Origin of the sequence: Primorskyibacter aestuariivivens, assembly GCF_028023675.1 — a bacterium.
GTDB classification, from domain to species: Bacteria; Pseudomonadota; Alphaproteobacteria; order Rhodobacterales; family Rhodobacteraceae; genus Marinovum; species Marinovum aestuariivivens.
The window spans coordinates 247,685-274,534 of the sequence record NZ_JAQIOZ010000007.1 but is presented as its reverse complement, the minus strand read 5'-3'; the positions used below and the strand labels follow the sequence as shown (position 1 = coordinate 274,534).

Annotated in this window: 27 protein-coding genes, 2 tRNA genes and 2 pseudogenes; 13 read left to right on the top strand and 18 right to left on the bottom strand. The window is 62.0% G+C overall.

Annotation, left to right across the window (positions count from 1 at the left end; translation table 11 throughout):
• A partial coding sequence (locus PGB28_RS10400) for an integrase core domain-containing protein (protein WP_271421449.1) occupies positions 1–233 on the top strand: 233 nt, incomplete at its 5' end.
• A 57-nt stretch (positions 234–290) separates the two neighbouring features.
• Here the strand turns inward: PGB28_RS10400 and PGB28_RS10395 are convergent.
• Positions 291–515, bottom strand: a pseudogene (locus PGB28_RS10395) (IS6 family transposase); the annotation flags it as partial.
• Here PGB28_RS10395 and PGB28_RS10390 point away from each other — a divergent pair.
• Positions 514–738, top strand: a complete 225-nt coding sequence (locus PGB28_RS10390) for a transposase domain-containing protein (RefSeq protein WP_271421448.1) — start codon at positions 514–516, stop codon at positions 736–738. The pseudogene PGB28_RS10395 and the gene PGB28_RS10390 sit on opposite strands and share 2 nt — an antisense overlap.
• A 109-nt stretch (positions 739–847) precedes the next feature.
• Here PGB28_RS10390 and PGB28_RS10385 read toward each other — a convergent pair whose 3' ends face one another.
• From PGB28_RS10385 to PGB28_RS10325, 13 genes are all read right to left on the bottom strand, one after another.
• Positions 848–1,360 carry an HdeD family acid-resistance protein gene (locus PGB28_RS10385; protein WP_271421447.1) on the bottom strand — a complete coding sequence of 171 codons (513 nt, stop codon included), beginning with the start codon at positions 1,358–1,360 and terminating at the stop codon, positions 848–850.
• Entirely contained in the window at positions 1,357–1,890 is a 534-nt protein-coding gene (locus PGB28_RS10380) for an HdeD family acid-resistance protein (protein WP_271421446.1), read from the bottom strand. Before PGB28_RS10380 ends, PGB28_RS10385 begins: the two co-directional genes overlap by 4 nt.
• A gap of 68 nt (positions 1,891–1,958) precedes the next feature.
• Positions 1,959–2,345 (bottom strand): hypothetical protein, encoded by a 387-nt coding sequence (locus PGB28_RS10375; RefSeq protein ID WP_271421445.1) that lies wholly within the window; start codon positions 2,343–2,345, stop codon positions 1,959–1,961.
• Between the two features lie 83 nt (positions 2,346–2,428).
• Positions 2,429–3,085 carry a DUF3299 domain-containing protein gene (locus PGB28_RS10370; protein ID WP_271421444.1) on the bottom strand — a complete coding sequence of 219 codons (657 nt, stop codon included), beginning with the start codon at positions 3,083–3,085 and terminating at the stop codon, positions 2,429–2,431.
• Between the two features lie 20 nt (positions 3,086–3,105).
• On the bottom strand, positions 3,106–4,626 hold the full coding sequence (locus tag PGB28_RS10365) for an ABC transporter permease (RefSeq protein ID WP_271421443.1): 1,521 nt from the start codon (positions 4,624–4,626) through the stop codon (positions 3,106–3,108).
• Positions 4,626–5,312 (bottom strand): ABC transporter ATP-binding protein, encoded by a 687-nt coding sequence (locus tag PGB28_RS10360; protein WP_271421442.1) that lies wholly within the window; start codon positions 5,310–5,312, stop codon positions 4,626–4,628. The genes PGB28_RS10365 and PGB28_RS10360 overlap by 1 nt, the downstream gene beginning before the upstream one ends.
• Before the next feature lie 57 nt (positions 5,313–5,369).
• Positions 5,370–6,707: a metal-dependent hydrolase family protein gene (locus PGB28_RS10355; protein ID WP_271421441.1), complete on the bottom strand. Its 1,338-nt coding sequence runs from the start codon at positions 6,705–6,707 to the stop codon at positions 5,370–5,372.
• 174 nt (positions 6,708–6,881) lie between these two features.
• Positions 6,882–7,880 (bottom strand): class A beta-lactamase, encoded by a 999-nt coding sequence (gene bla / locus PGB28_RS10350; RefSeq protein WP_271421440.1) that lies wholly within the window; start codon positions 7,878–7,880, stop codon positions 6,882–6,884.
• Entirely contained in the window at positions 7,880–8,008 is a 129-nt protein-coding gene (locus PGB28_RS10345; RefSeq protein WP_271421439.1) for a hypothetical protein, read from the bottom strand. Before PGB28_RS10345 ends, bla begins: the two co-directional genes overlap by 1 nt.
• A 31-nt stretch (positions 8,009–8,039) precedes the next feature.
• Positions 8,040–9,617, bottom strand: coding sequence for an amidohydrolase family protein (locus tag PGB28_RS10340; RefSeq protein ID WP_271421438.1), 1,578 nt, complete (start codon positions 9,615–9,617; stop codon positions 8,040–8,042).
• Between the two features lie 211 nt (positions 9,618–9,828).
• The gene (locus PGB28_RS10335; RefSeq protein ID WP_271421437.1) at positions 9,829–10,524 is read right to left on the bottom strand and encodes a DUF3299 domain-containing protein; all 696 of its coding nucleotides are present in this window, start codon (positions 10,522–10,524) and stop codon (positions 9,829–9,831) included.
• A 2-nt stretch (positions 10,525–10,526) separates the two neighbouring features.
• Positions 10,527–12,158, bottom strand: coding sequence for an amidohydrolase family protein (locus tag PGB28_RS10330; RefSeq protein WP_271421436.1), 1,632 nt, complete (start codon positions 12,156–12,158; stop codon positions 10,527–10,529).
• Between the two features lie 58 nt (positions 12,159–12,216).
• A complete protein-coding gene (locus PGB28_RS10325; protein ID WP_271421435.1) occupies positions 12,217–13,773 on the bottom strand; it encodes an amidohydrolase family protein in 1,557 nt (518 codons plus the stop codon).
• Positions 13,774–13,950: 177 nt separating this feature from the next.
• Here PGB28_RS10325 and PGB28_RS10320 point away from each other — a divergent pair, with 177 nt between their 5' ends.
• Complete coding sequence (locus PGB28_RS10320) at positions 13,951–15,042, top strand: AraC family transcriptional regulator (RefSeq protein WP_271421434.1); 1,092 nt, start codon at positions 13,951–13,953, stop codon at positions 15,040–15,042.
• Here the strand turns inward: PGB28_RS10320 and PGB28_RS10315 are convergent.
• Together PGB28_RS10315 and PGB28_RS10310 are read right to left on the bottom strand one after the other, a co-directional pair.
• Positions 15,003–15,667, bottom strand: a pseudogene (locus PGB28_RS10315) (YcbK family protein). The gene PGB28_RS10320 and the pseudogene PGB28_RS10315 sit on opposite strands and share 40 nt — an antisense overlap.
• Before the next feature lie 74 nt (positions 15,668–15,741).
• Positions 15,742–16,032: a DUF6127 family protein gene (locus PGB28_RS10310; protein WP_271421432.1), complete on the bottom strand. Its 291-nt coding sequence runs from the start codon at positions 16,030–16,032 to the stop codon at positions 15,742–15,744.
• A gap of 143 nt (positions 16,033–16,175) precedes the next feature.
• On the opposite strand from PGB28_RS10310, the gene PGB28_RS10305 reads away from it, so the two are divergent.
• Positions 16,176–16,697, top strand: a complete 522-nt coding sequence (locus PGB28_RS10305) for a hypothetical protein (RefSeq protein ID WP_408636242.1) — start codon at positions 16,176–16,178, stop codon at positions 16,695–16,697.
• Positions 16,698–16,975: 278 nt separating this feature from the next.
• On the opposite strand, the gene PGB28_RS10300 is transcribed toward PGB28_RS10305, so the two are convergent.
• A tRNA-Ser gene (locus PGB28_RS10300) sits at positions 16,976–17,065 on the bottom strand.
• Between the two features lie 201 nt (positions 17,066–17,266).
• Between PGB28_RS10300 and PGB28_RS10295 the strand changes: the two genes are divergently transcribed.
• The 8 genes from PGB28_RS10295 (at position 17,267) to PGB28_RS10260 (ending at position 24,961) form a co-directional block, all read left to right on the top strand.
• Entirely contained in the window at positions 17,267–18,166 is a 900-nt protein-coding gene (locus tag PGB28_RS10295; RefSeq protein ID WP_271421431.1) for an SPOR domain-containing protein, read from the top strand.
• A gap of 46 nt (positions 18,167–18,212) precedes the next feature.
• Complete coding sequence (locus tag PGB28_RS10290; RefSeq protein WP_271421430.1) at positions 18,213–19,385, top strand: D-alanyl-D-alanine carboxypeptidase family protein; 1,173 nt, start codon at positions 18,213–18,215, stop codon at positions 19,383–19,385.
• Positions 19,382–20,011, top strand: coding sequence for a dTMP kinase (gene tmk / locus PGB28_RS10285; protein WP_271421429.1), 630 nt, complete (start codon positions 19,382–19,384; stop codon positions 20,009–20,011). The genes PGB28_RS10290 and tmk overlap by 4 nt, the downstream gene beginning before the upstream one ends.
• Positions 20,008–21,138, top strand: coding sequence for a DNA polymerase III subunit delta' (locus tag PGB28_RS10280; RefSeq protein WP_271421428.1), 1,131 nt, complete (start codon positions 20,008–20,010; stop codon positions 21,136–21,138). The genes tmk and PGB28_RS10280 overlap by 4 nt, the downstream gene beginning before the upstream one ends.
• Before the next feature lie 7 nt (positions 21,139–21,145).
• Complete coding sequence (locus tag PGB28_RS10275; protein WP_271421427.1) at positions 21,146–21,949, top strand: TatD family hydrolase; 804 nt, start codon at positions 21,146–21,148, stop codon at positions 21,947–21,949.
• Positions 21,946–22,749 carry an MBL fold metallo-hydrolase gene (locus tag PGB28_RS10270; protein ID WP_271421426.1) on the top strand — a complete coding sequence of 268 codons (804 nt, stop codon included), beginning with the start codon at positions 21,946–21,948 and terminating at the stop codon, positions 22,747–22,749. Before PGB28_RS10275 ends, PGB28_RS10270 begins: the two co-directional genes overlap by 4 nt.
• A 75-nt stretch (positions 22,750–22,824) precedes the next feature.
• Complete coding sequence (locus tag PGB28_RS10265; RefSeq protein WP_271421425.1) at positions 22,825–23,754, top strand: AEC family transporter; 930 nt, start codon at positions 22,825–22,827, stop codon at positions 23,752–23,754.
• Between the two features lie 43 nt (positions 23,755–23,797).
• Positions 23,798–24,961 (top strand): alpha-hydroxy acid oxidase, encoded by a 1,164-nt coding sequence (locus tag PGB28_RS10260; protein ID WP_271421424.1) that lies wholly within the window; start codon positions 23,798–23,800, stop codon positions 24,959–24,961.
• A gap of 51 nt (positions 24,962–25,012) precedes the next feature.
• On the opposite strand, the gene PGB28_RS10255 is transcribed toward PGB28_RS10260, so the two are convergent.
• Positions 25,013–25,089: transfer RNA gene (locus PGB28_RS10255), tRNA-Arg, on the bottom strand.
• 214 nt (positions 25,090–25,303) lie between these two features.
• Here PGB28_RS10255 and PGB28_RS10250 point away from each other — a divergent pair.
• Positions 25,304–26,803 carry a peroxidase family protein gene (locus PGB28_RS10250; protein WP_271421423.1) on the top strand — a complete coding sequence of 500 codons (1,500 nt, stop codon included), beginning with the start codon at positions 25,304–25,306 and terminating at the stop codon, positions 26,801–26,803.
• The last annotated feature ends 47 nt before the right edge of the window (positions 26,804–26,850 follow it).

The following is a 26,850-nucleotide window of genomic DNA, read 5'->3' as shown; positions in this document are numbered from 1 at the left end:
TCGAACGAATGAACCGCACCATCAAGGAGGCGACCGTCAAACGCTTCCACTACGAAAACCACGACCAGTTGAGAACACACCTTGCCGACTTCATGGCAGCCTACAACTTCGCCCGCAGGTTCAAGACCCTCAGCGGGCTGACGCCTTACGAATACATCTGCAAGATCTGGACTTCAGAGCCAGATCGTTTCATCCTAAATCCGATCCACCAAATGCCGGGACTGAACACCTAGAGTTGGAACCCCGAGCGCATAGAATGAACTGGAAACGAACCGAACCGCCGAGAGGCGCGACCGCATGCCCTCTATGCGACGTTTGTTAATCTCGGAGGCGAACATCGGACCGAAACGATGCCACCAATACCGGACTGTCTCGTGGCTGATGTCGACGCCACGCTCGTGCAGCAGGTCCTCGACATTCCCGAGCGACAGGGGAAATCGGACGTACAGCATCACCGCCAGGCGGATGATCTCGCGGCTCGTCTTGAAGTACTTGAACGGCTCGTGCTTGCTCATGCGACAAGGCCACGAGACCGCCCTGTCCGTCTCAACCGAAATCCTTATGACAAAACCCTGGGCCATGCTCGCCTCACTGGTCGCCACCTGCAAGCTGGCCGGCGTGAACCCGGTCGACTACCTCGCCTATACCCTCCGGGTTATCCTCGACGGACACTGCAAGTTCCGCATCGAGGACCTCACGCCCTGGCGCTACGCCCGGCCGTCAAGCCGCGCCGCATAGGGCTGCGGCATCGCGCTTACGAAGTATTTTAAGGGAGAGCGTTTGGTCATCGTCAAAGGCTGCGAAAGCACCGCGCCCGCCACAAGCCAAGTTCCCCTGACATGACCGTTCAGCCTGCCTTCTGCGTTATTCCCTGTCTGAACCCCAATACGAACAGTGCGGCTCCATCAGCCAGCAGCTCTAGCGACAGAACGAAGCCCAAAGTGACCTGGTTTCCCGCCAGCACGAGACCTCCAAGCACGACAGACACTCCGGCCGCCGCGAGGATCACCGGAAAGAACGGATCGCCTCGCAAAGCGCGGCCCATCCAGAACTTCGCCGCGCCGGATACCAAAAGAAGAACGCCCAGAATGTTTCTCAGCAGGCTTCCGTCACCGAATGGGCCGAACACGAGCGACAGCCCTAGAAAAAGTGCTGCCGCGGAAAAGAGGATCGCGCCGGCCCTTTCGCGTGCTTCCGATGCCTGCCAGGCAGCGCGTCCCTGCAGCAGACCCACGATGAGCAATGCCCAGCCTGCAATGGTTGTCGAAGCGAACTGAGCGGCGGTCGGATTAAAGAGCCCCCAAAGCCCACCAACCAGCGCGACAGCACCAGCCGCCAGGCGAACGTTTCTGCCAGTCATGGACGTTTCCCTATTTTTTTTTCCGATCTTGCCAGAAGTGAAATTGCGATCAGAAAAACTCCATTGGAGATCAGTTCGATAGCCAGGAGTATTCCAAGAACGACGGCCGCAGACCATGGAAAGTTCAAAAGGATCATGGCGCCCAGCACCAAGGAAACCGCTCCGGCGAGGATCAGGAAGACGCGAACACGGAAATCCGATGCGCTGAATGCCAGAATGAGGCGAAAGCCACCGACGATCAGCATAATCACCGCAACAAGAAGGGTCAGCGACAGAACGCCCTTGAGAGGATTCGCGACCAGACTGAAGCCAAGCACAACGAGGCCAAATCCGAGAAGAAGCGACAGGATGCGCGATCCCCACTCCGTGTCCCAGAATATCGAAACGAGCATCATAGCTCCGACCGCAACGAACAGATATCCGGTCAGCAACTCTGCAGTCAGGGTCGCGGCCAGTGGGTTCGCAAGCGCGAAGACTCCCCCGAGCAGAGATAATAGCCCGGCAATGAGCCACCAAATCCAACCTTTCATCACCATATCCTTTTTTCGCTTCGGTGTTCAGTGGAACTTTCAACACTAACAATAGTAAGATCGCCCGACTAGATGATAGGCAAATCGATAGGCCCAACCGGCAATTCGTAGAAGACTTCGGCCTCGGCTGCGATAGCGCTCACCGTCCAACGTCCGTCGCCGAAATTCACGCTGCCGCCAAGGCCAGAGGCGGTGCTACCGTTGTCTGTATGCATGTATCCGAGACCGACACCCGAAGTGTTCGAGCCTGGCAGGTTGAAAAGATACCCCGTGCCAAGCGTCAGGCCGTTGCCCAGTTCCGCGCTTGAGAACGGGATCGGCGCCACCACCAGGGTGCCAAAGCTCAGGCCGACATCGGTCTGGACAACTTCCGCAGGCGAGACACCGCCGGGTTGTATCACCCTGTCAACCGCAAAGGCCGAGCACGGCGCAAGCGCGAACATTCCGGCGGCCATGCCAATTCCGACAAGCGAAAGGCGAACCGTTGCCGTCCGGTCTGGTTCAGCCGAAATTGATCTGACAAAAACAGCGCTGGCGTTCATCCGCCATACTCCTCGACCAGCACCGGCTGCATCGAATAGCTCACGGAGACCGGAGCCTGTCCGTCGACATAGCCAACCTTCTGAACCGAACTCTGAGCCACCATGGTTCCGGTGATCCATACGGGGGTGAAGAGTCCGTTGACCTCGATGCCCTCCGGATACACTACATGGACGATCTGGTTGGCGGGGGGCGGCGGGGTGTGGACGCAGGCGCCGACGGTCGGCACAAGCAGGAACTCAACCGCCTTTCGATCCTTGAATTCGAGCGGCAACACATATCCAGGCAGGCGTACGCTCGTGCCAACGAGCTCCTCGTTCACCCCGGAGGCCGCAGCTTCGCGTTTCTCCATGATCGCGAGGCGCGCGGCGAACAACCCATCGACATCGAGGCCGTCCCCGGCCAGTTGCTTGCGTAACGCCTGCGCCTCGGTGCTGGCTTCGGCGTCATCGCTCCGCTCGGCCAGGGCCTCGAACCGCAGGATCTGGCGCAGCGTGTCCATCTGATCGTCGGTGAGGGTCTCAAACGGGTTCTCGATCACAACGGCCGGAGGTGCGAGCGTATCCCACGAGATTTCCAGAGGGTCAGCCGCTTGTCCGAGACCCGGAAGAACGGCAAGCGAGAGTATCAAGACGAGACGAGCGAACATGGTCATGGAGAATTCCCCTGAGTTTATCATAGCCGGACCGACAGCCCGTCGGCCAGCGTCATGCGATAGACCCGGACTGCCGGGACAAGCGAAGCAAGAAGCCCTGCGCAGAAGATGACGAAAAGGGCGGCCAATTCGCTCGCTCCAAAGACATTCAATCCCAATCGCAAACCGAAACGGGCGGACAGGATCGGGTCGGTCACGAACGTGGCCACCGTAAGCAGAACAAGGCCAAGGATCAGTCCCGCGGCCGTGAGACTGGCGGCTTCGATCACAATCAGGCCGAAGATGCGTGCCGGTGTCGCGCCGACAGAGCGAAGGATCGCAAACTCGCGGCGGCGCGTATCGAGTGTGGCCGAGAGCATGACCACCATACCGATCATCCCGGCCAAAGCCACGGCCCACGCCATCAGTCGCATCGCGCGCTCTGCTGTCCCGGTGATCCCCCAGAGCTCGGCCAGGGCAACCGCCGGCAGGACGGCACTCAACGCATCAGATGGGCGTTCGTTGACGGCCCGCTGCAGGCCGAGGACACTGGTCCGATCGATCAGCCCAACGTAGACGGCATTGATCCGGTCCGGTTCGTGATCGTGTCCGGCCTCCGTGCCTTTGTGGTCGCCATGCGCGTCATGATCATCGTGCGCGTCACCGGCCTCATGGTCGTCATACGCGTCATGATCCTCGTGCGCGTCACCGGCTTCATGGTCGTCATGCGCGTCATGATCCTCGTGCGCGTCACCGGCTTCATGGTCGTCATGCGCGTCATGATCCTCGTGCGCGTCACCGGCTTCATGGTCGTCATGCGCGTCATGATCTTCGTGCTCGTCGCCGGCTTCATGATCGTCGTGCGCGTCATGATCGTCGGAGGGCATGGCGGCCGGGTCGAGGGGGTCGGCCAGTGGCGTCTCTTCCTGTGCATGGATGGTGTCGAACCCTTCCAGCGTGACAAAGACCATCCGGTCGACGGCGGTGCCGGTCCGCGCGAGCACGCCCGAGATGATGAAGGGAGCCTCGTCATGGACGTCGAACGAGACCTCGCCGGAGCCATGGGCGTTGACGATCACGGTCCCCGGCGCATAGCCGAACCGCACCGCGATCTCAGCCCCGACCACCGCCGCATCCGCCCCTTCCCCAGTGAAGAACGTGCCAGCCGCCAATGCGAGCGGCTGACCGCCGGAGTGCCGAAAATGCTCGAAATACGATGCATCCGTCCCGATCACCGGATAGCCGCGATGGTTGTCGCCCATCTGGATCGGCACGGCCCAAGCGACTTCGGGCCGGTCCTCCAGCCACTCGAAGCTGTCCCATGTCATGCCGGTCCCGGTGCCGCCGACGCCGAAAACGGTGGCCATCAGGATCTGCACCGAATTGCCGCGCGGTGCCACGATCAGGTCGATCCCCGAGGCGGAGTTGGCGAAACTGTCGCGCGCACCGTCCCGCAGCCGCTCGACACCGAGGATCAGCGCGACGCTCAGGCCGATGGCCAGCACGGTCAGGCCGGCGACGAACCGGCGGTTCCACAGGCTGCGCAGGCTGAACCCCAGCATCAGGCGCCCCCCTCGTTGAGGGCGAGGAAGTCAACGCCACGGTCGAAATGACGCTCCAAGCTGCGGTCGTGACTGACGAAGAGCAGAGCGGTGCCCGCTTCGGCGCATTCCCGCGCCAGCAAGTCGACGAAGGCGGCCTTGGCCGCCTCATCGAGCGCGGAGGTCGGCTCGTCCGCCAGGATCAGGTCCGGCTTGCCGATCAGTGCCCGGGCGGCAGCGACGCGTTGTTGTTGGCCGACACTGAGCTCGTTGGCCGGCTTCGAGGCCAGAGACGGATCGGCAAGGCCCAACTCACTCAACAACCGTCGCGCCGTGCCCTCCGGATTGTCGCCAGCACGGACGCGGCGGTGCCGGGAATAGGTGCAGGGGAGTAGGACATTCTCGATCGCGCTCAGCCACGGAATGAGGTTGAATACCTGGAAGATCATGCCGATGTGGTCCACCCGAAACCGGTCCCGCGCACCGCCATGCACTGCGCCAACATCCTGATCCGCAACGCGTATGGCACCCTTCGGCACTTCGACCACCCCCGCAATCGCAGACAGCAGCGTCGATTTTCCGCAGCCGCTCGGTCCAAACAGGAACAGGCTCTCGCCGGACGCCAGAGACAGCGCGCCGATCTCCAGCGTGTTGCGCTCCGCGCCCGGCCAACGGTAGACAAGCCGTTCAATCCGCAATGGGTGCATATACCGACCTCCCGGCAATCAAGCCGCCCGCCGCGCTTTCGCAACCGGCGGCCGTTTTCACTGAAGCGTGTTCTTGTAGATCACGCCGTCTTTCATGATGACGACGAAATTCTTCTCCGGATCGCCAATGAGATCGATATTCTCGAGTGGGTTACCATCGACCAGAAGCAGGTCGGCATACGCACCCTCCTCAATGACACCGAGCTTGCCCGGATAGGGGTTGCGTGGGCCGGACAACGCGATGAGCTCAGCTGGGCGGGATGTTCCCTGAACCAGGATCTCATGGGGGGTGAACCACTTCTTGCGCATCACGAGCTCTTTCGTTTGCAGCATGGGATCCGCGCCGAGGACAAGGTCGGTGCCAAAGGTCAGTTTGGCGTTGTACTTCTTCGCCAACTCGAAGAAACGCTCGGTGTCTTGCAGAACCACTCTCTGGCTTTCCCTAGCCTTCTCGGTGAAGGAAGGAATGTCGATGGTAAAGACGAGGTACTGCGACGTGAACCAGATTCCCTTTTCGACGGCATATTTCATCGTCTCCTCGTCGATCTGCTGGCCGTGTTCAATCACCTTGACGCCGGCGTCGATTGCGCGACGGATTGACTCGACGTTGTACGCATGCGCCCCGACATAGGTGTTCCAATCCGCCGCTGCGGCTACCGCCGCGCGCATTTCCGCGGGCGTATACTGCTTGGTGTCGATCGGGTCCAAATCGGTGCTGACGCCTCCGCCCGCCATGATCTTGATGAAGCTTGCGCCCTGGCGAAGGATTTCACGCGTTGCAGCCAAGACTTCCGCCTCGCCATCCGCCATGTAGGCAAAGTTCAACCGGCGGTCTGGAGTCATCCCCACCTTATCGAAGCGGGGATGGCCCGTGTAAGGGAATCTGGTGTCGCCGTGCCCATTCGTCGGACCTACAACGGGCCCGGCTGATACGATCCGCGGTCCCGGCACGAGCCCTTCGTCGATCGCCCTCTTGAGTCCCATGCTGTCACCGCCCGGGTCCCGCACGGAGGTCACGCCTCGCATCAGGGTCCCCTCAGCATACTTGCTCTGCGCGATCCCGATGTAATAGAGGTTGGCGAACTGGTCGGCTAATGACAGCCCGCCCTGGTTGAGATGCTGGTGTGTGTCAATCAGCCCTGGCATCAGCGTGCGCCCGCCACCATCGATCACCGTGCCACCCGCGACAGCAAGCGCCTCGGTTGACACTGCCGTGATCAGGTTGTCCGTGACCACGACATTGGCATTTTCGATCAGGGTTTCGTTCACGCCATCAAAGACATGGACGTTCGTGAACAGGATCGGCCCGGAGGCATCCTGAGCCGTTGCCGGCAGGGTGAAACTGACGGCGACGGCAAGCGCCGCAGTGAGGTTCCTTGGGTTTAATCTTTTCATTTGACCGCCTCCTTTACCTCAGCGTTGCAGTGGTTAACTCTTGAACAAATCCATTCGCCTTCGTGCAGCATCGCCACTGGACCGTGCGCTTCCGTTTCGTGTATCGACGATCAGTCCCTTGGTCGGCGTTTTGGGGCGCACCGGCAAAGGTGCGCCCCGGCGAGATTTCCCCGCTTACTGCTTCGCCATCTGCCCGACATTGAAGTAGTCGAACAGCGACCGGGCGACCTCGGCAATTGCCCGATCCCTGTCCGCCTCGGATGTCTCGCTGCTCTTGGTGAACACGGCGATTGCAAACCGGCGACCGTCGGGGAGCGTGATATAGCCGACGTCATTGGCCACTCCCCCGATGGTTCCGGTCTTGTTCCCCACGGGCGTTCCACGGGGCAGCAGGCCCTTGAGCCGGCCAGCGCCGGTGCGCGTGCGCGACATGACGTCAATCAGGAAGTCGCGGCTCTCGGCGCTTGTCGCCGCGCCACTGTCGATGGCAAGCAGGAGTTGCAGCATCGCAAGCGGCGTTGCCTGGTCACGTGGATCCGCCTCGAAGTCGAGATTCCGGTCAGCCTGGATCTTCAAGAGTTCCGGCCGGGCCTTGAAGACCTCTGTGGCGAGTTTATGCGTGGCCGGTCCCGGCAAACCATAGAACTCCCCGATGATCTCGCCGGTGGGCCGATCGACTCTGATATCGCTGATCCCGATCCTGCGCAGATATTGGGTCACCGCCGCGGGTCCTCCAGCCAGTCCCATCGAGATGTCGGTCGCCGTGTTATCGCTCTCCGTGATCATCACCTCGATCACGTTCGCGATCGACAACTGGAGCCCAGGGTGAACGAATGTGCCGTTCAGCGCAGCGTCCCCGATCATCATCATGTCGAGTGTGACCTCGACCATCTGGTCGAGGCTGAGTTCGCCTTTGTCGACGCGATCCAGGACCGCAGCGGCGATCGCAACCTTGTAGGTGCTGGCCATGACGAAGGCCTCATCGCCATTGAACGCGATGACCTCGTCGCCGCCGATCTCCTGCGCCGCGAAACCGATGCGCCCGGCAAGCTTAGTCGCGACCCGCTCGATCGCGGCCCCGACGGACTGTCCGTCCGCTGTCTGGGCGTATGCCGGGCCGAAGGTCGCCGCGGCGGAAACCGCAAGGGCCATGATGGTGTTGCGAAGTTTCATTACAGATATCTCCTTTCTGAGAGACAGGCATCGGGATTGTCCCGTTCGGCGTTGATACCCAGGAACGCGCAGCCTGCGCACAAAACCTGGGCGAAGGGCAGCCAGGAGACGGAGATCAAAAACAGCATGATCCCGTCTCCTTGCTTGGATGCGGCGCGATCAGTTGCCACCGTCCGCAGGGAAGGCACCGAAGTCACTGGGCATCCCGGTCGAGAATTCGGCATTCCACGCTTCCACCGAGACTGGCACGAAGCGCGCCTTGTCTTCGGGGTCAAACCGGATCGGCTGACCGGCGAAAACAGGAAGCACCTTGTCGTCACGCAACGTGACCTGACCGTTGACGATCACGGCTTTCATGCCCGTTGAAGGGACGGCACCCTTGTCGTAGGTCGAATTGTCCGTGAAGCGTTCGGGGTCAAAGACCACGATATCGGCAACCATCCCGGTCTGGATGCGGCCGCGTTCCTGCATCGCCTTCAGGCCCGTATCGCCCAGATGCTTGGCCGCGTTGTAACTGAGGATCGAGATCAGCTGCATCATCGGAATGTTGTTTTCCCGACCGAGGCGGATCGTAATACCCCGGGTGCCAGCCGCGCGGGGATGGGTGTTGCCGAGCTGGTCCAGCGGGATATCCCACGGGCCGAAAAGAGGTTCGGGAGGAAGCGCATCGCTGGCCACGGTGACGCCCTTCAGGGTCAGCCATTTCGGCGCATCTTCTTCGGGCATCTTGAACACGACGATCGGCTTGGTCGGATTGGCGGCCATGTCGGTCTTGAATGTCTCCAGGGTGTAGAAGTCGCCCGTGACCGGATCCTGCACGGTATCCTCATAGCGGTTGCCCAATTGCTCGACCCAGCTCTCCGGCTGCAGGAACGACGCATTCAACGTGGTGGACCCGGCAGCGTAGGGATAGATTTCACCCCAGATGTTGTGGCCCTGTTCCTGAAGCCCAACAATCATTTGCTGGGCAAGCCGCCAGCCGGGGTTGTTGAAGTGAAGAACAATCGCCGGGGCACCCAGCGCCAGGGCATTAGCGATGAGTTCCTGCGCACCATTGTTCTCGGTCGTGTCGGTGCCAAGCGTATAGCGTGTATGTGCGCCAGTCGGGCGGCCATAGCGTGCGCCAACCTTCTGCACCTCGAACATCTCGCGGGAAGAGACGCCCTCCCTCATATAACCCACGGTGCTGCCAATGCCGGGTGCGCCCGCCTGCAGACCCTTGTCAATCTCTTCAAGAATCGCGTTGCCCTGTTCCAGGGTCGGGCGCGTCACGCTCCAGCCCGATTTCTTGCGGGTTTCCAAAGCGGCAATGGGACCGTTTACCAAGAAATCGCCCTCTGCCCCATCGAGCACCACCGCGCGGGCCAATTCGTGGCTGACCGCACAGCCATAGTTGGCCTGGGTCACACCGGCACGCGCCTCGTACCAGGCGGCGACATAGGATCCCGCACAGCCTGCCTCGAAATCCATGCCGCTGGTCAACCCGTCACGCAAGCCGACCCGGTAGCCGATTGGCGTCTGCCAATGAAAATGGGTGTCGATGAAGCCCGGCGCCACAATATGGCCCGTGGCATCCACCGTCTCGGCACCGGTAAGCGCGTCCTTGGTGATCGCGACAATCCGGCCATCCTTGATCCCGACATTGGCGATGTCGTCATACAGAGTTTCCGGGTCCATGACCCGGCCATTGTTGATTACCAGATCATAGTCTTGCGCCAGGGCCGGAACGGCAGACATGACGCTTAGCAGGAATGTGCCTGTCAATATGTATCTTTGCTTCTTCATTAGTGTCTCCATGTCAATTTCGGCTTCTATTTTTGGCTTTAGCGCCAGCAGGGCAATCGCCTTGAATGCGCCCTTGGCGAATTCCTGTTTCCCGGACGCGGCGCCGCGCGGCTTCGCCAACAGTTCCTACATTCCGGAGTAAAAGGGCCGGGCCATTCCCGCTTCAACCCTCCGGCAACTCGACGGTTTCGGCGTTGAGGGTCCAGCCACTCAGCATGCGCGACTCGCCGTCGAGGATGAATATGGTCTCATCGCTTGGCTCGACGCGCAGCAGCCCCGACACCCGAACCGGCAGATACAGGGACTCGACCTGTTGATCCGCGCGAAGTCTGACCCTGACGAGTTGGTTCGGCGGTGGCGGCGGAAGGTGGCTGCACATTCCGACCTGCGGCACCAGATAGCCGAACCCGCTGCCATCCGCGTTTGGTGGTGCAGGGATGATATAGCCCGAGATCGAGACCTCGACGCCGTCGAAAATGGGGTTCGTGGCCATGCGGGCGATCTGCCGCTTCCTGGCGACGTCCCAGCGCTGCTCGAGCAGCGCTTCCACATCGTGACCGTTTGTTTCAAGCACTTCCCGCGCGGCAGTGCGGCGGGCTTCCAGACGCGTGCGGGTCTCCGCATCAAGATCAGTGCCGGCGAGCTTTTCGTCCGACTGAACCAACAGTTTCAATTCGTTCAGCATGTCGACCCCCATGGCTGCGTAGGGATCGTCAAAGGCCACCGCCAACGGATCCGCCAAGTCGGAGAACTCGATCGCCTCCGGTTCTGCAGTTGCTTGAGTGGCGGCCAACAAGGCCGCCACAAAGACAGAGATCAAGAATCGCACGCTGACTTCTCGTTGCCTGAACGCGATCACGATTAGTTTCCACCGTCCACGGGGAAAGCACCCGTGAAGTCACTGGGCATCCCGGTCGAGAATTCGGCATTCCATGCTTCCAGCGAGACCGGCACGAAGCGCGGCTTGTCTTCGGGCTCAAACCGGATCGGCTGACCGGCGAAGACAGGAAGCAGCACATCGTCACGCACGGTGACCTGACCGTTGACGATCACGGCTTTCATGCCCGTTGAAGGGACGGCACCCTTGTCGTAGGTCGAATTGTCCGTGAAGCGTTCGGGGTCAAAGACCACGATATCGGCGACCATGCCGGTCTGGATGCGACCGCGTTCCTGCATGGCCTTCAGGCCAGTATTGCCCAGATGCTTGGCTGCGTTGTAGCTGAGGATCGACATCAGCTGCATCATCGGGATGTTGTTTTCCCGACCGAGCCGGATCGTGGCTCCTCGGGATCCGGCGGTCCGGGGGTGTGTGCCGCCCAGCTGGTCCATCGGGAAATCCCACGGGGCGTCGTACGGCTGGGCACCAACCCCATCGCTGGCCATGGTCACGCCCTTCAGCGTCAGCCACTTCGCCTGATCTTCTTCGGGCATCTTGAACACGACGACCGGCCTGGTCGGTTCGGATGCGATGGTCGCCTTGTAGGTCTCGAGGGTATAGTACTCATTCGTGACCGGATCCAGAATGGTTTCCTCATAGCGGTTGCCCAGATCATCGACCCAGCTTTGGGGCTCCAGAAACTCCGCATTGATCGTGGTGGAGCCTGCAGCGTAGGGATAGATTTCACCCCAGATGTTGAAGCCCCTTTCCTGCAACCCTGAAATCAATTCGTGTGTCACGCGCCAACCGGGGTTATTGAAGTGCAGGACGATCGCAGGCGCGCCGAGCGCGATTGCGTTTGCGATGAGTTCCTGCGCGCCGTTGACCTCGGTCGTGTCGTTGCCAAGCGTATAGCGTGTATGCGAGCCCATCGGACGGCCATAGCGTGCGCCAACCTTCTGCACCTCGAACATCTCGCGAGAAGAGATGCCCGCTCTCATATAGCCCGTGGTGCTGCCAATGCCGGGTGCGCCAGCCATCAGGCCCTTGTCAATCTCTTCAAGAATCGCGTTGCCCTGTTCCAGGTTCGGGCGTGTCACGCTCCAGCCTGTTTTCGCCCGAGTTGTGTAAGCGGCAACGGGGCCATTTATCAGGTACTCAGCGCCGTCCGACCCGTCTAGGATCATCGCGCGGGCGAACTCGTGGCTGACCGCGCAGCCATAGTTGGCCTGGGTCACACCCGCACGCGCCTCGTACCAGGCGGCGACATAGGATCCCGCACAGCCCATCTCGAAATCCATGCTGCTGGTCAACCCGTCACGCAACCCGAGGGAATAACCGATCGGCATCTGAAAGTGGAAATGCGTGTCGATGAAGCCCGGCGCCACAATATGACCCGTGGCATCCACCGTCTCGGTGCCCGTCAGCGGGTCGGTGCTGATCGCAACGATGCGCCCGTCCTTCACGCCGACATTGGCGATGTCGTCGAACAGGGTTTCAGGGTCGATGACCCTGCCGTTGTTGATCACCAGATCATAGTCTTGCGCGAAGGCCGCTGAAACGGTCAGCAGCCCGGCAATAAGCGGAGTCGTTGTCAGAAAGAGCGTTTTTGCCATCGATGTCGTCCTCTCTTGCCTTTGATTATCCATTATTTACAGCATTTTGCGCCGTTCGTCAGTCAGTCCGGGCATTCCGAATCGGCCGACCAAAGGGAGCGTCCAATACCAGCTCGCCGTTGCGCACCGAAAAGCCGCCGTTCACGATCACGGTTTGCACGCCCACGGTCGGTTGATTGGCATTTTCAAAGGTGGCCAGGTCAGCGACCGTTGCGGGATCGAAGACGACGATATCAGCGTCCATGCCCACTTGAAGCCGACCCTTGGTGCGCATTTGCGGCACGCTGTCTTCCAGCGTCTGTGCAGGCAGAAGCGACATCTTGCGGATCGCTTCGGAAAGCGACAATACCCCGCGTTCGCGCACATAGGACCGCAGGATCTTGGTATACGCGCCTGTTGACCGCGGATGGCTGAACACATTGTCGGGCAGAGGCCATTCATCGCCTTCGTATTGCAGAATGTTGCCGTTCTCGTCGAAATAGGACCAGAGCACGGAATCCGAGGCGATCGCTGTCGCGGGGTTGGTTACCGAAACGTCCAGCAGCGACAGGGCCGCGGGATCTTCCTCGTCCAGGAAATGCCAGACGATCATGGTACCGGGCTTGTTCGCCTGATAATCGGCCAACTCGTCCTCGGTCATCCGATCCGCGCCAAGCTGGAAGTTATCGGCGGTCGAATCCATCCGCTCGCGCCAGTCCGGGCCGCTGAACATGGCCGCGCCAACCACGGTGCTGGCTGCGCCGTAAGGATAGGCTTCGGTCGTGACGTTGATGCCCTGGGCCTGCGCCTCTTCCACCAGCGCCATCGTGGCCTTGATGTCCGACAGCGAGGTCGAATTGATGTGGCACAGATGCATGTGCGCGCCGGTGATGGCGGCGAGGCTGATCAGCTCCTGGATCGCCTCGAACGAGCTTTGCGGCTCGGTGTTGCTGGCATAACGCACATGGGTATAGGTCGGGACATTGTATTTGTTGGCCAGTTCGGCCAGCGCGTAATATTCCTTGTGTCCAAAACCCGGCGCGTAACCGGCGTTGATGCCGATACCCAGCGCACCGTCCTTGAGGCCCTGTTCGACCAGCGCCATGATGCGTTCGGATTGTTCCGGGCTGGCGATGTCCAGCTTCCAGTCGGTGCGGCCCTGTACATCCAGGAAATAGCCTGCCGTCGCCAATGGATCGGTTTCGGTGAAGGTTGCGATCCTGCCAAAAACCCAAGCTGCTGAAGCGCCATAGTTCATCGGCAGGTTCTTGGTGGCCTGCGCATCATACCAGTCGCCGATGGGCAGAAGCCCGGATTCAAGCTCCAGCGCCGTGGTGACGCCCTGGATAACCTGCATCCGGTAGTCGCCGATGTTCTGGCCATGGGAATGCAGGTCGATGAAGCCCGGCGACACGACGTGGCCGGTGGCGTCGATAACCACATCGCCCTCTAACGGAAATTCACTGATCGCCACGATCTTGTCGCCCTCGATGGCGACGTTGCGAATGGCATCGAGACCGGTTTCGGGGTCGATCACCCTCCCGCCGGCTATGACGATGTCATTCGCCAGCACGGCTGTCGTCGACAACAGCAAAGCCACCATCGTGGCAGCTCCCAAGGTCCTTGTTCGCAGCATATTCAAGCCCCCCGCGCTTGCTAGGATCATGAGCGCCGCGCGCACATCGCCCGATTCCGCTCATCCCTAACCTGAAAACTACCATCCCCGTGAGATCAGGTGTTTGCATCTCATGCCAGCGGTGACACAATCCTGTCGCCTTAGTGGTATCCATTGAAAGATGAGAAAAGAGTCCAGATGAGCAAACCATCTACACTGAAATTCACCCGGGCAATGTTGGTTCTGGTCCCGCTCGCCAAGGCATTCGTCTCGCGTGGCGGCGATATCGAAGCTTTGCTTGCCCGCAACAGGATTCCGCTCGGCGCGCTGACCGATCCTGCGATGCTGGTTGAGGCGAGAGCCTGTTATGCTGCCATGGAGGACATGGCCGAAACTCTCGGCGACCCGTATTTCGGCGCAACGGTGGCGATCGAAACCGCCAAGAAGGGGACGCCCGGGCTCCGGGACGCGGCGAGCCGCGCGCTCACCTTGGGAGATTTTCTCTCCCGGGTGGTTGTGGAGGTTTCGAAGCAAGTTGATAATGTCAAGTATTCCTTAATCGTTTCACCCGACGTTGCCAGCTTGGAGATTAAGCGCACGATCGGGGTGTTGAAGCCAACAAGGCAGTTGGATGCAGTCGGCGTCGCCTTCTACGTGACCGTGATCAGACAGGGTCTCGCTGGCACTTTCGACCCCAAAGACATCCACGTCACTGTGCCGACCACCGCAGGTCTTCCGCCGAAGTTTCTGCCGAAACAGGCGCTTATCACATCCGGGATCAACGGCTTGCGGATTTCGTTTCCGCCGCAATGGCTTTGGACGCCATTCTCGCTGGACTGGGACCTGAAGAAAGCCTCACGAGGGGAATTCGCGCCCGACGGCGCCAGCGAAATAACCCTTGCCTATCTTCGTAGCTTGCTTGCGGACAACATCGCTCACCACGATCTTACTCTTGATGGATTTGCCGCAATCTGTGGCCTGCATCCACGTCGTGTACAGCGCATCTTACAGGCAAACGGCACCTCCTTCAGCCAGATGAAAGAAGACGTGCGCCAGAGCGTCAGCGAAGACCTCCTGTCAAACACAACGCTACCCATCTCGCAAATCGCCGTTCAGGTAGGCCTCTCCGGCCCGGCCGCGTTCGACAGGGCATTCAGCCGATGGACGGGCAAGACGCCGACAGGATTTCGGGCCGAGTCTGCTGCAGAACGGCGCCTTACGCCTCAGGCCACTGATGAGGAGGAAGCCGATCATCGCTGCCCCCGGCGCCAGTCGTCGAGGCGGGCATAGATGGTGACCGCGATCCCGCCGAGCGCGACGGCAATGAACACCCAGCGCAGGGTGTCGAGATACGGGACAATGGCAGTATGGCGTTCAGCGTCTCGGCCAGGACCTGCTGCGCCACCGCCACGCCGGCTGCGCCCAGCGTCGCCGCGCCACCGCCTTTCGATGTGCGGCTCTCCGCCAGCGCTTCGCGTGCGGGCGGCGTCTCGGCTGCAAATGCCGTCGCCCGGATCGGGAACCGCTCGCCCCACTGGCGTGCGGGGCCGAGGTCGACATGCATGAACCCCGATCGCGGATAGAAGCCGAAGCCGAGGAAACCGACATCGCGCGCCGCCGCTTCGAAGGCCACCGGGTCATGGTTCGACATGGCGATGTCGAAGGCGGCGCCGTCGAGGCGCTTCGACCTCGTGGCGCCACCGACGGCGCGGTTGTGTTCGGGGCTGCGATAGCAGGAACGCACGATCAGCGGCTTGCCGAGCCGGTCACGCAGCGCCTGAAGCTTGTCGAGCGCGGGCTCGTTGATGAGCAGCTTGCCGGCACCGCGGCAGGCAATTTCGGCGGGCGAGAAGTTGGTCCAGCGCCAAGCTTTCTCCGGCACATCGCTCCAATGGTCGTAAAAGGTCGTGGTCATGGTGTCCTCCAGAAACGAAAAAACCCGCCACATGGGCGGGTTCAGGTTGGTGCGTGAATTGTTGCGATGGGCGGCTAAGGGCCGCTTCCGAAGATCTTGAGCTTGATCGCGATACCCGCGAGCAGCGCCAACATCACGCCGGTGGTGATCATTCGCACAGCCGTCTGCATCGCGGTGCGGCGCACCAGCCGGATGCAGTCCAGCAGCGAGCGTAAATCCCGGATATCGAGCGCAGCTTCTTCGCCGTCGAGGCCGACATCGGCGAGCGCGCGTTTGGCGCCTTTCTCCGCAGCACGTGCCAGCATGGCCTCAAACTCAGCATCGGGCATGCGCACGAAACCCTGATCGGATCGGGGTGGTGTCATGGGATCCTCCTTCCGCCGCTCAACCGACCTTGCAGCCCCAGAAGGACGTGTGGTCGGCGGCGAAGTAGCCGTCCGCGACCCGGAAATACCCTTGCAGCTCGACGATATCGCCAGCCGATAGCGGCACCATGGTGTGGAGCCAGATGGTCGTCGCCAGCGAAACATGGGTGGCGGAAATCTCGCCAAAGGAGCCGCGGATTGGCAGCCTGCTGCGCGCCTACCGGCTGGTCGGGTTCAAACCTGATCGGGACTACAGATACATCGAGATCAACAGACGCTTGCGCGAGCTCCATCCGGACATTGTCGCCGAGACGATTGCTGGCATCGAGGCTTCGGGCGGCAAAGTCGAGCGGCATCCCCGAACAGACCTGCTCACCATCAACGGCGAATTCACCGCATCTCTCGTCATCGTCCGCTGCAGTGAAACCAATGCGGGCTCTCTGCGGTGGAATATCCGCTTTGACATGAGCCTCAAGCCTGACATCACGATTGCGGTTCGTATGGATCGGCCGAACCAACAGCCGCTCGACTACTACCTGCTCCCGAGCCTCGACATGACCCTCCCCCGCATTCGCCTGCCTTGCCATGCGGGCAGATGCCTTCGACGACGCCGAGATCGGCCTCCTACGGGAAAGTGGCTGGCGCGTCGCTCGCATGCCTCCTGAAGGACTCGACTGGGTTAAGTGATTGGTTCTGATGCACGAGTTAGCGACTGCGCGACAGGGCTCTGGCCAACTTCGAAACCGCTAGAAGTCAAGTCCTGCGGCTGAAGCAGCACCCGAAAACCGTATCGCGCCAAATGCCAAATAGAGACTCGGGCTGTTTTGGGCGACTATTTCGCCTGCGATTTCAAGTCTCTAGAGGGTAACGTGTCTCGCATGCCGCGGAAAACACGCCACAATACGAGAGGCGAAAAATATTTTAAAATCAATATGTTATGTGGTGGCGGAGGAGGTGGGATTCGAACCCACGGTACGCTTTCACGCACGCCGGTTTTCAAGACCGGTGCATTCGACCACTCTGCCACTCCTCCGGTTCCGCTTCGTTAAACGCCGCGAAATGATTCTGCAAAGCACTGATTTGCCAGAAACTCGCCTATGTGATCGCAGCAGCCTTTTCTTGACGCGCTGCAATCGCTAAAATACGCCTGCGGTCATCGCACAGGCAGTCAAAACAAGACCGGATAACCGGCCATTGCTCCGAAACCGGGGCTGATCAGGCAGAAGGGCACGACATGAATTCTCAGGATCTCTCCGCGTATCGGGCAGCGCGCAAACGCTCTGGACGCACTGCTGCGCGGCTCTTGGCGGCAACGGCCGCGCTGGCCCTGCTGGCGGCCTGCGAAGAGGGCGCGCAATTGCCCGGCTTCCTGCAGGCCAAGGATGGTGCGGACGCAGCACAGTCCGAAAGCCCCAATCGCGCGGTCAAGCTGGTCGAACGCGACGTCGAGGCACCGGACGTGTTTCAGGTGACCGAAGCCGGGCTCTGGGACGGGCGGCCGTCGCTGGGCGGTGTCTGGGTCGCGCATCCGGATGTGAAAGACCCCGAGCGGGTGATCATCCGCAATCCCTCCAACGGCAAATTCGTGATCGGTGCACTGTTCCGCAAGGAGCGCGCCAATCCCGGGCCGCGGCTTCAGGTGTCGTCCGACGCCGCCGCCGCGCTGAAGCTTGTGGCCGGTCAACCGACCAATCTGAACGTCACTGCCCTGCGGCGCGAACAAGCACCGGAAGCGGCCGAACCCGCCCCGGCCTCCAGCCTTGATGCGCCCGACGGCGTGACCGAGACCGAGCTGGACCCGGTGACCGAGACCGCCGCCGCCGCGATTGACGCCGCGCCCGAAGCGACGACGCCCCCCCCGGCCCCCAAACCGAAACCTGCGCCCAAGCCCGCCTCGGGACTTGAAAGGCCGTATATCCAGATCGGCATCTTCTCGATCGAGAAAAACGCCCGCAACACCGCCGCCACCATGCGCCAGAAGGGCCTGATCCCGACGGTCAAGGAAGGCTCCAGCTCGGGCAAGAAATTCTGGCGTGTCGTGGTCGGTCCGGCCACCTCTGTGTCGGAACGTGCGGAGCTGTTGAAAATCATCAAATCGGCCGGCTTTATCGACGCCTATGCCGTCACCCATTGAACCAGCCCCATCTGGGGCCCCGAGACATCTGACACCGGAAAGTGACATGATCCGCTCTACGTTTCTCGCCCCCGTTCTGACCTTGGCCCTCTTGCTGGCAGCTGGCATGGCGCAGGCCTTTGACACCAAGGCCCGCTCCGCCTTTGTCGTGGATGTAACCACCGGCACCGTGCTCTTGAACAAGGATGCGGATACGGCCCTGCCGCCCGCCTCCATGTCCAAGCTGATGACGCTCTACATGGCGTTCGAGGCCATCCGCGACGGCCGCCTGTCCCTCAATGAGAAACTGCCCGTATCGCAGCACGCCATGTCCTATGGCGGCTCGACCATGTTTCTGGACACCACCGACCGGGTTACGGTCGAGGATCTGTTGCGCGGCATTATCGTGCTGTCGGGCAACGACGCCTGCGCAGTGATTGCCGAAGCGCTCAGCCCCGATGGCACCGAGGCCGGGTTTGCCCGCTACATGACGCGACGCGGGCAGCAGTTGGGCATGACATCGTCGACCTTTACAAATTCCAATGGCTGGCCCCAGGCCGGTCATCGCATGTCGATGCGGGACCTTGCCCTGATTGCCCGCCTGATCATCGAGGATTTTCCGGAATTCTACCCTATGTTTGCCGAAACCAAATTCCTGTTTGACGGGCGCGCCCCGCAAAACGTGGAAAACCGCAACCCGCTTCTGGGTCTTGGCATCGGCGCGGACGGGCTCAAGACCGGACACACGCAAGAGGCCGGATACGGCCTCGTCGGATCGGCCAAACAAGGCGACCGCCGGGTGGTCTTTGCTTTTACCGGGCTGGAAAGCGCCCGCGCCCGGGCCGAGGAATCTGAGCAGATCGTCAACTGGGCTTTCCGCCAGTTCACCCAGACGACCCTTTTGAAACAGGGTGCCGTGGTGGCCGAGGCCGATGTCTGGATGGGGGAAGCGCCGATTGTGGGCCTGACGCCCGCCTCCGATCTGGAGATGCTGGTGCCGGTGCTGGCGGGTGGCAAGATCGACGCCGAAGTGGTCTATCGCGGCCCCGTGGCCGCCCCGATCAAGACCGGCGATCCGCTGGGCGAAATGATCGTCAAACCCGAGGGCCTGCCCGAATTCAGCGTGCCGCTGGTGGCGGACCGCGACGTGGCGGCGGGCGGGTTCATGTCCCGCGTGACAACGGCGGCCAAGCTGCTTCTGGAAAAGATCGGCACAACAGTGCCCGAGGCCGCCTCTTGAGCACGCAGCCCGGGGTGTTCCTGTCTTTCGAAGGGATTGATGGCTCGGGCAAGTCCACCCAGACCCGCCTGCTGGCCGATCACCTGCGTGCGCAGGGCCGCGAGGTTGTTCTGACCCGTGAACCGGGCGGCTCACCCGGAGCTGAGGAAATTCGCGCGCTGGTGTTGCAGGGGGATCCCGACCGCTGGTCGGCCGAGACCGAGCTTTTGCTCTTTACCGCCGCGCGCCGCGATCATCTGGAACGTACGATCCTGCCCGCATTGGCGGCGGGCAAGGTGGTGATCTGCGACCGCTTTGCCGACAGCACCCGCATGTATCAGGGCCTGTCGCGTGGTGATCTGCGCGCATCGGTAGATCAATTGCACGCGTTGATGATCGGGCGCGAACCGGATCTGACGATACTCATCGACATGGACCCCGCCACCGGGCTGGCCCGCGCCAAGTCCCGCAATGGGGTCGAAGAGCGGTTCGAGGATTTCGGCACCGGGTTGCAGGAAAAGATGCGCGCCGGGTTTCTTGATCTCGCCCGCGAATTTCCCGACCGTATCCGCGTGATCAACGGCGCGCAGGGCGTGGAGACCGTGGCGCAGGACATTGCCGCCGTGGTAGACAAGCACCTGACATGAGCGAAGACCGCCCCCAACCGGACCAGATCGACGGCGCACCGCATCCGCGTGACACCGCGCGACTGATCGGACAGGATGCCGCTGAACGTGCTTTTCTGGGCGCGGTCGGTTCTGGTCGTCTGCACCACGGCTGGATGATTGCGGGTCCGCGCGGCGTGGGCAAGGCGACGCTGGCCTGGCGCATCGCGCGGCATCTGATCGCCAACCCGCCCGAAGCGGATGGCGGGCTGTTTGGCGCACCACCGCCCCCAACATCTCTGGATCTGGACCCCGAACACCCGGTTGCGCGCCGCATCCACGCCGGGTCAGAACCGGGGCTGTTCCGGCTGATCCGCCCCTGGGATGACAAGCTCAAGCGGCTCAAATCCGAGATCACTGTGGACGAGGTGCGCAAGCTGAAATCGCGCTTTGCACTGTCTGCGGCGGATGGCGGCTGGCGTGTCGTCATCGTGGATGCAATGGACGAAATGAACACCGCCGCCGCCAATGCGCTTTTGAAACTTCTCGAAGACCCCCCCGCGCGCTCGACCCTGCTGCTGGTCACGCATCAGCCCTCTTCGCTCTTGCCCACTATCCGCTCGCGCTGTCGCATGCTGCGCTTGTCGCCGCTGACGACGCCCGACATGGCAGAGGCATTGACACAAGCCGGAATCGAGACCGCCCCGGAAGAGGCCGACGCGCTGGCGGCGCTGTCGTCGGGCTCTGTGGGCGATGCCATCCGTCTGTCGCTGAATGACGGGCCAAAGCTCTATGCGGCAATCCTGTCGCTTCTGGGCACCCTGCCCCGGCTGGACCGCGCCCGCGCCCTGGCATTGGCCGAGGCCGCCACGACCCGTGGCGACGAGGACAAGGTGAACACCATTTTCTCGCTGCTCGACCTGGCGCTGATCCGGCTGGCCCGTGCGGGCGCCACCGGTCAGCCCCCCCTCCCCGCCGCCGCACCGCATGAGGCCGAGATCTTTGCCCGCCTCGCCCCGACCCCGCAAAGCGCCCGCCGCTGGGCCGAGATCGGACAGGAGATCTCCGCTCGAAGCCGTCACGGGCGGGCGGTCAATCTTGACCCTGCCGCACTCATCCTAGATACGATGATAAAACTCCAGAAAACGGCGGCGGACATGGCCGCCTGAGGCGGATATGAGCAACGCACCCCGGATCACCGACAGTCACACCCATCTTGATTTCGCGAATTTCGACGGCGAACGCGCGGAGCTTGTGGCGCGCGCGATGGAAGCGGGCGTACACCGGATGGTCACGATCTGCACCAAGCTGCGGCTGGAGCCACAGGTCCGCGCGCTAGCCGAGGAATTTGCCCCGGTCTTCTACGCCGCGGGCACCCACCCGATGAGCGCGGCGGATGAGCCTTTGGCCACGGTGGACGAGCTGGTGACGCTCTCGCAGCATCCGAAATTCGTAGGGATCGGTGAAACCGGACTGGACTATCACTACACCGCCGACAGTGCCGAGGTGCAGAAAACCTCGCTGCGCATTCATATCGAGGCGGCGCAGCGCACCGGCTTGCCACTGATCATCCATGCCCGCGCAGCGGATGAGGATATGGCCGATATTCTGGAGGCCGAGCACCGCAATGCGCCTTATTCCTGCGTCATGCATTGCTTTTCTTCCGGGGCCGAGCTGGCGCGACGCACGCTCGATCTGGGGTTCTACCTGTCGATGTCGGGCATCACCGCCTTCCCCAAATCCCAGGAGCTGCGCGATATCTTCACCTCCGCCCCCATCGACCGCATTCTGGTGGAAACCGACGCGCCCTATCTCGCCCCGCCGCCCTATCGCGGCAAGCGCAATGAACCCAGCTTTACCGCCCATACCGCGCGCCGGGCCGCCGAGACATTCGGCATGGAATACAAAGACTTCGCGGCGCAGACCGAAGCCAATTTCGAAAGCCTCTTTACCAAGGCCGCCAACTGGAGCCCCGCATGAGCGACACATACCGCTTCACCATTCTCGGCTGCGGCTCCTCGGGCGGTGTGCCGCGGCTTGGCGGGCATTGGGGCGACTGCGACCCGGAGAATCCAAAGAACCGCCGCCGCCGCTGTTCCATGCTGGTGGAACGGGACGGGCCGGAGGGCACGACCTCGGTCCTGATCGACACCTCGCCCGACCTGCGCAGCCAGCTTCTCGACACCGGCACCGGGCGGCTCGACGGGGTGGTCTATACCCATGCCCATGCGGACCATGTGCATGGCATCGACGATTTGCGCATGATCGTCTTCAACATGAAGGCGCGCCTGCCCGTCTGGGCCGATGGCGACACGCAGAACGCGCTTCTCAGCCGCTTCGGCTACGCCTTTGTCCAACCCGAAGGCTCGCCCTATCCGCCCATTCTCGATCTGCACACGATCAAGGGCGACGTGACCATCGAGGGCGCGGGCGGCCCGATCACCTTTACCCCCTTCGAGGTGGATCACGGTTCCATCGACGCGCTGGGCTTTCGCATTGGCGGTCTGGCCTATCTGCCCGACGTGGCCGATATCCCCGATGCGGCATGGCCCGTTCTGGAGGGGCTCGACATCTTTGTCGTCGACGCGCTGCGCCGCACGCCGCATCCCACGCATGCACATCTGGACAAGACACTGGACTGGATCGCGCGTGCCAAACCTGCCCGCGCAGTGCTGACCAATATGCATATCGACCTCGATTACGAGACGGTCAAAGCAGAGACCCCAGACAACGTCACCCCGGCCTATGACCTCATGCAGCTGAGCTTGCAGGTGTCATGACAGGCTCCTGTTTCATCTTGCCAGATAAACTCCCGCCGGAGGCTCCTGCACTCTCCCCTCGCGCAAGGCTCTGAGATGCAGGCGCTGATCGATGTCATCCTGCCGGTCTTTCTGGTGATCGGTGCGGGTTATGTGGCGGTCTGGCGCGGCTGGATCGGCGGCAATGGCATCGACGGGCTGATGAGCTTCACCCAGAATTTCGCCATTCCCGTCCTGCTGTTCAAGGCGATCTCCACGCTGGATCTGGGGGCGAGCTTTGACGCCCGCCTGCTGGTCAGCTTCTACACCGGATCTCTCACCGGCTTTATCGCCGGATTGCTGGCCGGGCGATACCTCTTCAAACGGGAGTGGGAAGACGCGGTGGCCATCGGCTTTTGCTGCCTGTTTGCCAATTCCGTCATGCTGGGTCTGGCTATCACCGAAAGCGCTTATGGCGCGGGCGCATTGGCCCCCAACTATGCCATCGTCGCGCTGCATTCGCCGTTCTGCTACGGCGTGGGCATCACGGCCATGGAGATTGCCCGCGCCCGCGGCACCCCGGCCCGCCACCTGCCCGCCAAGGTGTTGCGCGCCATGTTCCGCAATGCGCTGGTGATCGGCATCGTGGCGGGGTTTGCCGTCAATCTCAGCGGGCTGGAGCTGCCCAAGGTCGCCAATGACGCCGTGGACATCATCGTGCGCGCCGCCATTCCCTGCGCGCTGTTTGGCATGGGCGGGGTGATCCATCGCTACCGCCCCGAGGGAGATTTCCGCATCATCGGTTTTGTCTGCGCGGTCTCTCTGGTGCTGCATCCGAGTATCGCCTACACGCTGGGATCGGCGTTGAACCTGTCCACCGGCGCGCTGCGCTCGGCGGTGCTGACCGCGTCCATGGCCCCGGGGATCAACACCTATGTCTTTGCCAACATGTATGGCGTGGCGCGGCGGGTGGCGGCGTCATCCGTGCTGATCGCCACGGCGCTCTCTATCGGAACAATCTGGGTCTGGCTGCTGATCCTGCCTTGACGGTGCTGCCCCGGCATGGCGAACTCGGGCCAAAGGAGACCCCATGTCCACCAAGACCATGCTGCGCTACCCGCGTATTCAGGACCTGATCCCGCGCGCCCGGCGGCGCATGCCCGGTTTTGCCTGGGGCTATCTGGAACATGGCCAATCGCGCGAAACGCGGCTGGCCGAGAACATTGCCGTTTTCGACCGGGTGACGCTGGGCCAATCCGTGTTGCATGACATGGGCGCACCGGACACCGGCACCGAGGTTCTGGGCCAACGCTTTGCCCGACCCTTCGGCATTGCCCCGGTTGGGCTGACCTCGATGATGTGGCCCGATGGGGAACATCACTTTGCCCGCGTCGCGCGCGAAGTCGACCTGCCCATGGTGCTGTCCACCGTGGCCAATGTGCCTCTGGAAAAGGTCGCGCCCGAGGCGGGGGGCAAGATGTGGTTCCAGCTTTATGCCACCGAGGACCGCGAAGCGCGGTTCGACCTCGTGCGTCGGGCCAAAGCGGTCGGGGTGGACACGCTGGTGATCACGATTGACGTGCCGGTCACGTCGCGGCGGGAAGTCGCCTCGATCTCGGGCCTGCCGCCGCGGGGGCGTCTGACCGCGCGCATGGTGGCGCAGGCCACGCTCTGCCCGGATTGGGCGTTGCGCACACTGAAACGGGGGCGGCCCGATTTCGTCAATTTCCGGCCCTACCTGCCCGACACAGCCAGCTTCGAGGACATGGGCGATTTTGCCGCCCGCAACCTTGGCCGCCGCGCGACCCCGGACGAGATCGCCGAGATCCGCGCGCTGTGGCCCGGCAAGCTGGTGATCAAGGGGATCCTGAGCGAGGCCGACGCGCGCGCCGCGCTGGATCTGGGGGCCGACGCGCTCTGGGTCTCCAACCACGGCGCGCGGCAGAACGATGCGGTGCTGCCCTCGCTGACCGCGTTGCAGAAACTGCGCCCGCGCTTTCCCGACGCCTGCCTGATCCTCGACAGCGGTCTGCGCAGCGGCCTGGACGTGCTGCGCGCATTGCGGCTCGGGGCGGATTTCGTGTTCCTTGGCCGCCCGTGGTTCTATGGCCTCGCCGCGCTTGGCCCGCGCGGGGCCGCCCACGTGGCCGACATTCTGAGCGCCGAGCTGGACCACGCGATGCGGCAGCTGGGTGTGGCGGACCTGTCGAAAGAAACGCTGGCCAAGCTCCCGGTGCATGGCGGCACGGACTGAGCCACGTCAACCACAGGCGTGATGCGGGTCTATCTCAAGCGTTTGAAGAAATGGCGCACCTGAGAGGATTCGAACCTCTGGCCTCTGCCTTCGGAGGGCAGCGCTCTATCCAGCTGAGCTACAGGTGCCTGCCTACGCATCTACCCCGAAGGTTCCGGCGCTTCAAGCGGGTTTTGACGCGCGGCGGGCATTTCCGGCTGCGCATACATTACGGGCAAAATCACATACATTTCACGCAAAAGATGTAGCACGGTTCCGGGGCCGGTTTGATTTCGATGCCCCGCAAGGCCGATTTCGTGGCCGCAGATTTTCGACGACGCAATTTTCAAACGGAGACGTTCAATGAGTACAATGCCACACGGGTTGTCCCGGTTCGACAAGCTTCTGGAATGCCATGCAGGCCCGGAAGAGACCCGGCCCAAGCCCTTTCCTGCCACGCTGGGCCGGTTGCGCCCGCCCCTGCCCGTCAAGGTCAGCCACACCACCCATCCGCAGGTGATTGCCACGCTGGAAGAGGTGGCGCTTGGCATGGGCAAGAAGACCGACAAATCCGGCGAGGCGGCGGCGGGGCTGACCTTTTTCGGGCAATTCGTCGATCATGACATCACGCTCGACGCCACCAGCGCTTTGGGCACGAAAATTTCACCCGCGGACATCCCGAATATTCGCACCCCGTCGCTGGATCTCGATTGCGTCTATGGTGACGGGCCCGAGGCCAGCCCGCATCTCTATGGCAGCGGCAACACCGCCAATTTCCTTGTGCTGGGCAACAGAGACAACGCTTTCGACCTGGCCCGCACGGCCAATGGCACGGCGCTGATCGGCGATCCGCGCAACGATGAAAACGCCGTCATTTCGGGTATTCAGGCGGGGTTCATCGCGCTGCACAATATCCTCATGACCGAGGCGCTGAACGACCCGGCCACCTATGCCGAGATCAAGGGCTGCGCGCATATGGGCACTTCGGCCAATGACTGGGCCGATTTCGTGCCGGAACGGAGCATGGTGTTCGAAGAAGTGCGCCGATTCCTGCGCTTTCATTACCAATGCGCGGTCTGGGAGGAATTTCTGCCCGCCTTTGTCGATCAATCCTGTCTGGATGAGGCGCGGCTGCATGACATTTTCGGAACTGATGCGGCGATCATGCCGGTGGAGTTCACCGGCGCGGCCTATCGCTTTGGACATGCCACGGCGCAGCCCGATTACGAGATGAAACCCAAGACCGGGCAGGTTTCGATGGACAAGCTTCTGGGCTTTGGCAAACGGCCCAAGGAGTCGATCCGCATGAACATGTTCTTTGACTATGACGGCAAAGCCGCCCAACGCGCGCGCCCCGTGGGCACGACGCTGGGCCTGCCGCTCACGAACCTGCCGTTTATCCATGAACGCGTGCATCTGAAAGAGATCGACCACACGCTCACCCTGGCACAGAGCCGCAACCTGCCCCTGCGCAACATGATCCGCGACCGCTATACCTATCAGCTGCAAAGCGGTGAGTTGATGGCGGCGTTCCTGCGCGACGGTCTGGGCCGTCCGGCCCCCGAGGTCGAAATGCATCCGGTCCTGGCGAATGCCGGGTTCACCCGCACGCCGCTGTGGTTTTACTGTCTGCAAGAGGCCGAACAGCACGGCGGCGGCAAGCTCACCGGTGTGGGCGGGGCGATCGTGGCCTCGGTCTTTGGGCGGCTGTTGCGGCTGGACAAGACGACCTATTGGCATGCGCACGGGTTCCGGCCGTCGGCGAAGTTTGCCAATGACGGCGGGTTGATGGCCGGGTTGATGAAATATGCCGAAGACAATCGTGACAAGGTCGCCCATGCGGATCAGTTGATCAACGGATGATCGGCCGAACAGCGAGGGGCCAGCCCTTTTGGCCCCTCGATCCCGGC